We start from the raw sequence: 9,628 nt of genomic DNA, 5'->3' as shown, positions 1-9,628 counted from the left end.
TACAATTATTAAATTCAGAATTAATAAAACTACAAACCCTAAAATAAACGGAATTAAAGACATTTCTATTCTATAAGCAAAGTTCTCCAGCCATTTATTCAGCAAATAATATACTGGAAAAATGGCAATTAAAAAACCAATGATACAATACCAAATATATTGTTTCGATAATTCTTTCAACAAAGTATTTGTTTCTGCTCCAAGCGTTTTTCGAATCGCAATTTCTTTCATGCGTCTTTGTATGGAATAAGATGCAAGTGCAAATAATCCAAAAAGAGCAATTAAAATAACAACGATATTGAGCAGTGAAAACAAGTTTTTTTGTTTTGTATATGCTTCATAAGTTCTCGCATATTCTTTATCTACAAAATCATATTTAAACGGATATTCGGTATCGACTTTCGTCCATAATTTTTCGATATTGGCAATCGTATTTTCCACATCATCACGATTTAATTTTGCATACACTTTGTTAATATTATGTGTCATGCCAAACATTCTGATATTGTAAAAAGCCATTGGCGGCACTTTTAATTCAGGACTTAATAAATTGAAATCCTGAACAATACCAATTATTTTTAATTTCTGCTCCCGAATTAAAAGTTCCTTTCCGAGAGGATCTTTAATATTCATTAATTTTAATGCACTTTCATTTATAATCACAGAATTTATAGTGTCTGAAGCCAGTTTTTTATCAAAATTTCTTCCCTTAATTATTTTGATGTTCAACATTTCGAACATACCAAAATCTAAAGGAATAACGCGTTGTTTAAAAAGTTCATCATTATATAAAACCGCTGATATAGAATTGTCTGAACCATCAAACGCAATAAGTCCCGTGGAGACTTGTTCGACACCTTTAATTTTGCTGAGCTGCTGTTTTATGATATTGTATTTGTTGTAAATATTTTGGGCCGCATTTTCTCCCTGGTAATCAACCGATGGGAAATTTAATGAAACCGAAATTACCTGATCGCCCTTAAAACCCAGATCTTTATTCTGTAAATATTTAATTTGCTGGTATACGATATTTGAGCCAATAATAAAAAAGGCAGCAATAGCAAACTGAAAAATAAGCATTCCGTTGCGCAGCCAGATACCGTTTTTGCTTCTTTCGAAATTTCCTTTCAAAACTTTAAAAGTTTCGAAATTAGATATATAAATAGCCGGGAATAATCCTGCTGTCACAATTGTAATGATAAAAATCAATATCAATTGTATGTAAAACTGACTGGCAAGAAGTACAATATTTTTGTTTAAAAAGTTGTTGTAATAAGGCAAAGTCAGCTCTACAATTACTAAGGCCAGTAAAATAGAAAAACTCGTGGTTAAAACCGTTTCAAAAAGAAACTGACTAATAATATCTCCTTTTGATGCACCTGAAATTTTACGTACTCCCACTTCTTTTGCTCGCTTTACAGCATTGGCAGTTGCGAGATTGATGTAATTAACAATTGACAAAATGAGAATCAAAAGAGATAAACCCATCATGATCATTAAGAACTGATAATTTCCACGCGTTTCAGGATAACCATCTGCTATCGAATGTAATCTTGCTTTTGATAAAGGTTCCAGAATAACTGTAAAATGACCCACTTTTTTAGCCATTTCTTTGGCTGTAAAACCTGCTTCTTTGGCAAGTTGCAAAATAAAATCGTGGTTATAAATTCTTTCGAGTTTTTGTCTTGTAAGATCAACTTTTGACGGGTCTTTTACTTTTAATAATAACTTTAAGATAAACGGATTTGTCATTCCCGAAGTTGTCAGTTTCTTCATTTTATTGATGATAGCGTTTGGCGCAATCGAAGAATTTCCGGGAATATGATATACGGCCCGCACAGAAAACAGCTGGTCAAAGCATTTTATTTGTTTTCCAATGGGGTTTTCATTTCCAAAAATCCTTTTAGCTGTAATATCTGAAATAGCAATGCTCGAATCATCTTTTATAGCTGATATTGAATCGCCCTGAATAACTTTGAAAGGAAAAAAAGAAAAGAAATTTTGTTCTACATTGATAATTTTATCTACAAATTCCTTTTTTCCTTTGTAAATAATTTTATCCTTTTGGTACCAGGAATCAGCATATAGTATAGATTCAATATTTGGATCTTCGTCTAAAGCCGGCTTCAGAAATAAGGCGCAATCTGACCACGCAGGCATATCGCTTAGTTGAACCAAAACCTGATAAACATTCTCTTTTTCAGGATTCCAAGCATTGTAACTCTGTTCGTCATTCCAATAAAGCAAGGCAAAAACTAATCCCGAAATTCCTATTGACAATCCTAAAATATTCAGAAATGAAAACAGTTTATTATGCTTGAGTTGGTATATAAATATATTGATATAGTTTAGTATCATTCGTTGGTTTTGGTTAGTTTTGGTTAGTTTTGGTTAGTGGTAAAAGATCTGAGTTTCTTTTTATTATTCGTATTTCAAATATTGCAACACATCAATTTTTGTTACCTGATAGGCTTTTGCCAAAACAATTGATAAGGTGAGAAACATTAATGAAATTAGTGCCACACCAAAAGGCAATAAAGGAATGTCGATACGAAAGGCAAAATCTTCAAGCCATTTTTGCAGTAAAAAGTACGCCGGAATTATTCCGATCAGGAAACCTATTAAACAGAAAACCACATATTGTTTAGACAAGTTTTTAAGCAAAACATTTGTATCTGCGCCCAAAGTTTTTCTGATAGCGATTTCACGTAATCTTCTTTCCATCGAAAAAGAAGCCAAAGCAAATAATCCAAAAACGGCGATTAGAATTACGATTGCGTTCAGGAGTGAAAATAAACGACTTTGGTTTTGATAATTTTTATAGGTTTTAGCAAAGCTTCTGTCGACAAAATTAAACTCAAAAGGATATTCGGCATCGACTTTTGTTCGCCAGAATTTATCTATTTCAGCTATTGTTTCAGGCATGTTTTCTGGTGCGATCTTAACAAAAATATTAGACATATCTTTTTCCATCCATTCAAAAGACTTGATGTGCATGAAAATCATGGGCGAAATATTATTTTGAAGTCCGAAATAATTGAAATTCTTTACTACCCCAACTACTTTTAATTTCTTGCTTTCCCAAATGATTTCTTTATTTATAGGATCTTTTTCCTGTAATGTTTTTGCGGCGGCTTCATTTAGTAAAACATTACTAATGGTATCCGAGGCAAATTTATTGTTTAGGTCTCGTCCTTTAATGATACGAATTCCCAAAACATCGATCATACCAAAATCAATTGCCATTTGCTGTGTTATCACTTCTTTATTGTCTTTATAATGAAGTCCTGACCACGAATTAACATCGTTTCCTATAGAAAATACTCCGGCCGAAACTGCCTGAACACCTTTTATTTTTAGCAATTCCTGTTGTACCGTTTTATAACGTTCAAATTGTTTTTTGCCTTTTTTAGGTTTAAAAGAAATATCCATAACCTGAGCACCTTTAAAACCTAAATCTTTATTCGCCATATAATTGACCTGTTGGTATACTATAAAAGAACCAATGATAAAAAACGTGGCTATGGCAAATTGCAGAACCAACATACCGTTTCTAAGCCAGATTCCGTTTTTACTACGGGAAAAATTGCCTTTTAAAACCTTTAAAGGTTCAAAGTTGGAGACATAAATTGCGGGTAAAACTCCCGAAACTAAAATGACGATGATAAAAATAAATACCAACTGCACGTAAAACTGAGAACTTTCGAGAATTAAATTTTTATTTAAAATTGAATTATAAAAAGGCAATGTAAGTTCTACAATTACTAAGGCTAATAAAAGTGAGAAAAGCGTAATTAAAGTCGTTTCAAACACAAACTGTGTAATTATTTGCGACTTTGTAGCGCCAACTATTTTTCGTACTCCAACTTCTTTTGCGCGTTTTACAGCATTTGCAGTAGCAAGATTAATATAATTTACAATCGATAAGAGTAAAATAAGAATCGATAATCCCATTAAAATTTTCAAAAACTGAAGATTGGCATTTCCTTCCGGAAAAGGGCAATTTCCCTGATGTAACCTTGATTTAGGAAACGCAAGTAGTTTTGCTTTTGCTTGTTCTCCGTATTGTTTCAAAAAGGCTTCGTAGGTTATTCCTTCTGCTTTTGCCTGTCTTTTATAGTTATTTTCAATATAGATGTTGTTCAGGTTTTTAAGTATATCAGTCGTATCGCTTTGTTTGTTTAGCTTTAGCATTAATCCAAAACTTAATCCCCAGCTATCTTTTCTTTTTTCGAGTGTTTCCTCAATTATAGTGGTAACAAAGGCAGGCATAACCGATGATTTTTGAGACAAACGATAAACACCGCGAACCACATAAAAGTTGTCAGCATACTTTACTTGTTTGCCCATTGGGTTTTCATTTTTAAACAAGCGAGAAGCAGTTTCTTCAGAAAAAGCAATACTATTACGATCATGAAGGGCGCTTTTTGCACTACCCTGAATAAATTCAAAAGGGAAAAAAGAAAAGAAATTACTTTGTGCCGAAAAAATCTTATCGACCAATTCTATTTTGTCATTATACTGAACAGTTTCTTTTTCGTAATTGCTGGTAAAATAACAATACTCTTTTAAGGCTGGTGTTGTTTTCTTTAAGATTGGCGCTGGTACAGGAGAATTTACTGCCCATACATTACCGCCGCCAATATCGTTCAAAACCGAATAGATTTTGTCTTTATTCGGATTCCACTGATCGTAGGAATGCTCATCATTCCAATACAAGGTTGCAAAAATTAATCCTGCAATTCCAATACTCAAACCCAAAACATTCAAAGCCGTAAAAAGCTTGTTGTTTTTGATGTGATATATAAATATGTTGGTCCAATTCTTTAGCATCTTACTCGTATTTTAAATATTTTAAAACATCGATTTTGGTCGCCTGATACGCTCTCGTAAGTACTACTAATAACGTTAATGTCAACAAAGCAGTGAACCCGATGATAAAGGGATAAACAGAAATACTAATTCTGTACGCAAAATTCTCCAGCCATTTATCGAGTAAATAATATACCGGAAACAACGCTATTAAAAAACCTATTATACTAAAGATGACGTATTGTTTGCAAAGTTCTTTTAACAACACATTGGTATCGGCGCCCAAAGTTTTTCGAATGGCGATTTCTTTCATACGTCTTTCAATTGAGTACGAAGCAAGTGCAAATAATCCAAAAAGCGCAATTGTAATGACGATGACATTCAATAAAGAGAAAAGATTTTTTTGTTTTACGTAATCACCATACGATTTCTTATATTCTTTATCAACGAAATCATACAAAAATGGATAATCCGGATTTACTTTTTTAGTCCAGAGCTTTTCTAAATCTGCCAAGGTCTCCTGCATGGTCTCAGGATCGGCCGTAATATAAATATTGTTCACAAGTCCCGAAAACCAAGGCACCGTTTTAAAATGAAAAAAAGACATTGGAGGTATACGATCTCCCGGATTTCCTACATTAAAATCTTTTACAACTCCTACGATAATAGCATTAGTTCCGTCCCAATTTATTTTTTTTCCTATTGGATTTTTTTCATTTAATAATTTTAGCGCCGTTTCATTAATTAACATTGACGAGACAGTATCCTGAGCAAATTTTGGATCTAAATATCGTCCTTTTACGATTTTTACTTTCAGCATTTCCAACAGTCCAAAATCTATTGGCATATTACTACCGTCAATATTGATATCTTTATAATGATAAGAAATTACAGATTTTTCACCACTTCCCGGAACAAAACCACCTCCTGCAACTTCTTGTATTCCTTTTATATGTTTCAATTGGTTTTTAATATTGTCATAATGAACCAAGCGGTCTTTATCGGTTATTCCTTCGCCGTAAATATTCCTATAGGTAACATTAATAATTTGTTTTCCGTTAAAGCCCAGATCTTTTGAGCTCATATGTTCTATTTGCTGATAAACAATATAAGAACCAATGATAAAGAAAGACGCAACGCCAAATTGAAAAATCAACATTCCGTTTCGAAGCCAAATACCACTTTTGCTTCTGCCAAAATTTCCTTTTAGAACTTTTAGCGGCTCAAAATTAGCCACATAAATAGCCGGAAATATTCCCGCCAATATTACTGTTATAATAAATATTGCAACAAGCTGCAAATAAAACTGATTGCTTTGCAGTACAAGTGTTTTGTCTAAAAAAGCGTTGTAATATGGTAAAGAGATTTCGACAATTACCAATGATATTAAAATAGAAAACAACGAAATAATCGCCGTTTCAAAAATGAATTGCTTGATTATAGACCCTTTCGAAGCGCCGATAATTTTGCGAACGCCAACTTCTTTTGCTCTTTTTATAGCATTTGCTGTTGCAGAATTTACATAATTCACAATAGACAATAATAAAATCAAAACCGATAACCCCACCATAATAAGTAAAAACTGAAGATTACCTCTCGCTTCTACCAAACCGCCAGTTTTAGTATGCAAACGAATAGATGATAATGACTCTAAATGTGGTGTTACCTGACCGTATTTTTTAATGAAATCTTCCGGTTTTATGCCTTGTGCTTTTGCAAAACGAGCCGTCATGTTCTCAAAATATATTTTTCGAAGATTTTGAGTCACTCGATTTTGGTCCGCAGGATTTTTTAATTTTAAGAATAGAACAAATTGAAAATTTCCCCAAGACTCATTATTTGCATTTACTCTCGCATCCATAAAATTAACCACGCAAGAAGGATTGTAAGCTGATTTTTTATCCAATTTATAAACACCTCTTACAATTAGACTTTTACCTTTCAGCACAACTTGTTTGCCTACAGCAGTTTCACTACCAAAAAGCTGAGCGGCTAAATCTTTCGACAAACAAATACTGTTTACATCTGGCAATGCCGTTTTTGAACTTCCCTCGATAAATGGATATGGGAAGTATTCAAAGAAGTTTTTTTGTGCTACAATTATTCTGTCAGACTGTACTTTCTTATTGTTAAAGCGGATAATATCATTATCATAATTACCACTTAAATAACAAAAAGACTCCACTTCAGGACTTACACTTTTTATAGCAGCTCCTATTGGTCCTGAACTCGAAGCCCAATAATTATTAAGATCCATTTGGTTTGCCACTAAAAACACCTTGTCTTTATTCGGATTCCATTGATCGTACGAATGTTCATCATTCCAATACAAAATCGCAAAAATCAATCCTGCAATTCCAATACTTAAACCCAAAACATTCAAAGCTGTAAAAAGCTTGTTGTTTTTGATATGGTATATAAATATGTTGATCCAGTTTTTTAGCATGATTTAGTTGATTGAATTGTTTACTAAAACATCTACATTTCTATGGTTCATTTTTTCAGAAAGTATAACACCATCTTTCATTAAAATTGTTTTTTGCGAAAACGAAGCATCATAATCAGAGTGTGTAACCATCAAAATTGTCGCGCCGCTAGCATGAAGATCTGTTAGTAATTCCATCACTTCATTACCATTTTTACTGTCCAGATTTCCCGTAGGCTCATCGGCAAGAATAATTTTTGGGTCATTGATCAAAGCTCTGGCAACGGCTACACGCTGTTGTTGTCCTCCTGAAAGTTGTTGCGGATAATGTTTCAATCGATGCGAAATACCCAATATCTTGGCTATTTCATCCACCTTTTTCTTTCTGTCAGCTGACGGAACATTGTTGTAGATCAGTGGCAATTCGATATTATCATAAACCGATAATTCATCAATTAAATTAAAATTCTGAAATATAAAACCAATGTTTTCCTTTCGGGCTTTCGATTTCAATTTCTCTTTTAATCCCACCATTTCCTGCCCTAACAATTCATAACTTCCGCTAGAAGCACTGTCTAATAATCCGATGATATTTAACAAAGTCGATTTTCCGCTTCCGGATGGTCCCATAATCGAGACAAAATCGCCTTCGTTGATGGTTAATGAAATTTCGCTTAAAGCTTTTGTTTCTACTTCTTCGGTTCTAAAAATTTTAGAAAGCTTTTTAATTTTGATCATACTCATTTGATTTTTGATGTTTGTTTTTTCTCTGTAAGATTTTTATTGCCGAAGTAAAAAACAGATCCTAAATTAAGATAATTGATAACATAATCTATAAATATCTATTTTTACTACATTTACCAGCAATAATGATTCTCACACTTGATGATTTGCTAATGTTAATGTGATTTTCATGCCAAAAATTTAAAATTTGTAACTCCCTTATTTTAAATTTTTTATTAATTAATAGCTTTCAAAAGTGTCCAATAATGGACAGCTTTCGTCCAAAACCGAACAACAATGAAAAAGACAAATGCCTCAATTTTAATCATAGACGATCAGGAAGACATTCTTTTTGCGTCGAAAGTGTACCTAAAAAAGTATTTTGAAGACATTTATACCCTCAATAACCCCAAAAATATTGTCGAATTATTGTCTAAAAACAGCATTGATGTCGTTTTGCTCGACATGAATTACAGAATAGGTTTTGAAGACGGAAGAGAAGGTTTGTATTTATTGAAAGAAATAAAAACGCTTTCACCAAAAACCGTTGTGATTTTAATGACTGCTTTTGGTAAAGTCGAAACTGCTGTAGAAGGTTTAAAAAATGGTGCTTTCGATTATATCTTAAAACCTTGGGAAAATAAAAAATTACTCGAATCCGTAAAACAAGCGGTAGACAAATCGCGAAAAGAACAGAAGAAAGAAAAAAATATCGAAATCGAAAACGACTTTTTTATTGGAACTTCTGAAATTATAAAGAAAGCCTATTCCCTTGCCGATAAAGTGGCTAAAACCGATGCTAATGTTTTGATTTTAGGCGAAAACGGAACCGGAAAATTTGTTCTCGCGCATCATATTTACAAACAATCCGAAAGGAAAAACAATCCTTTTATAGCCGTTGATTTAGGTTCTTTAAATTCTAATATTTTCGAAAGCGAATTGTTTGGCTACGCAAAAGGTGCTTTTACAGATGCCAAAACCGATACTCCGGGACGTTTTGAAATGGCCCAAAACGGAACCATTTTTCTGGACGAAATTGGTAATGTTCCACTTCATTTGCAATCTAAATTGTTGCAGGTTATCCAAACCAAAACGGTAACAAGATTAGGCGAAACAAAAGCAAGACCATTAAACGTGCGCATTATTACGGCAACCAACTTAAACCTGAAATTAGAAGTTGCTGATAAAAACTTCAGGGAAGATTTATATTACCGTATCAATACAATGGAAATTGTTTTGCCAGCGTTACGAGAACGCAACGAAGATAAAATTCCGTTAGCCGAATATTTATTAGATAAAATGATCGAAAAATACGGAAGAGATGAAATTACTTTTGATAAAAAAGTACCGGAGCAAATCGAAAAGCACGCCTGGAACGGAAACATTCGCGAGATGGAAAATAAGATCGAACGCGCCGTTATTCTTTGCGAAAACAATAAAATTACAATTGCTGATTTAGATCTTGAAACCATAACAACTTACGAAGAAAATCCGGATGATATTCAGCTTTCATCAGTAGAAAAAGCTGCTGTAGAAAAAGCATTGCTCAAAAACAACAATAATATCAGCAAAACTGCCGAAGAATTGGGCTTGTCAAGAGGTTCTTTATACCGTCGTTTAGAGAAATATAGTATTAACTTCAAAACCGATAGTTTGTAATTACATAAC

General features: G+C 33.1%; 5 protein-coding genes. 1 reads left to right on the top strand and 4 read right to left on the bottom strand.

Annotated features, from left to right (window positions below):
• The 4 genes from FLACOL7796_RS23480 to FLACOL7796_RS23465 all read right to left on the bottom strand — a co-directional run.
• Nucleotides 1-2,358, bottom strand: a 2,358-nt coding sequence (locus tag FLACOL7796_RS23480) for an ABC transporter permease (protein WP_232067439.1), incomplete at its 3' end; no start/stop codon positions are given.
• Between the two features lie 63 nt (nt 2,359-2,421).
• Entirely contained in the window at nt 2,422-4,833 is a 2,412-nt protein-coding gene (locus FLACOL7796_RS23475; protein WP_173973198.1) for an ABC transporter permease, read from the bottom strand.
• A 1-nt stretch (nt 4,834) separates the two neighbouring features.
• Entirely contained in the window at nt 4,835-7,258 is a 2,424-nt protein-coding gene (locus FLACOL7796_RS23470) for an ABC transporter permease (protein ID WP_173973197.1), read from the bottom strand.
• Between the two features lie 3 nt (nt 7,259-7,261).
• A complete protein-coding gene (locus FLACOL7796_RS23465; protein ID WP_173973196.1) occupies nt 7,262-7,975 on the bottom strand; it encodes an ABC transporter ATP-binding protein in 714 nt (237 codons plus the stop codon).
• A 282-nt stretch (nt 7,976-8,257) separates the two neighbouring features.
• Here FLACOL7796_RS23465 and FLACOL7796_RS23460 point away from each other — a divergent pair, with 282 nt between their 5' ends.
• Nucleotides 8,258-9,619, top strand: coding sequence for a sigma-54-dependent transcriptional regulator (locus FLACOL7796_RS23460; RefSeq protein WP_173973195.1), 1,362 nt, complete (start codon nt 8,258-8,260; stop codon nt 9,617-9,619).
• Nucleotides 9,620-9,628 lie beyond the last annotated feature (9 nt).

This window comes from Flavobacterium bizetiae, from assembly GCF_902804475.1.
Classification (GTDB): Bacteria; Bacteroidota; Bacteroidia; order Flavobacteriales; family Flavobacteriaceae; genus Flavobacterium; species Flavobacterium bizetiae.
The sequence above is the reverse complement of the archived record's forward strand: the minus strand, read 5'-3'. Positions and strand labels throughout refer to the sequence as shown.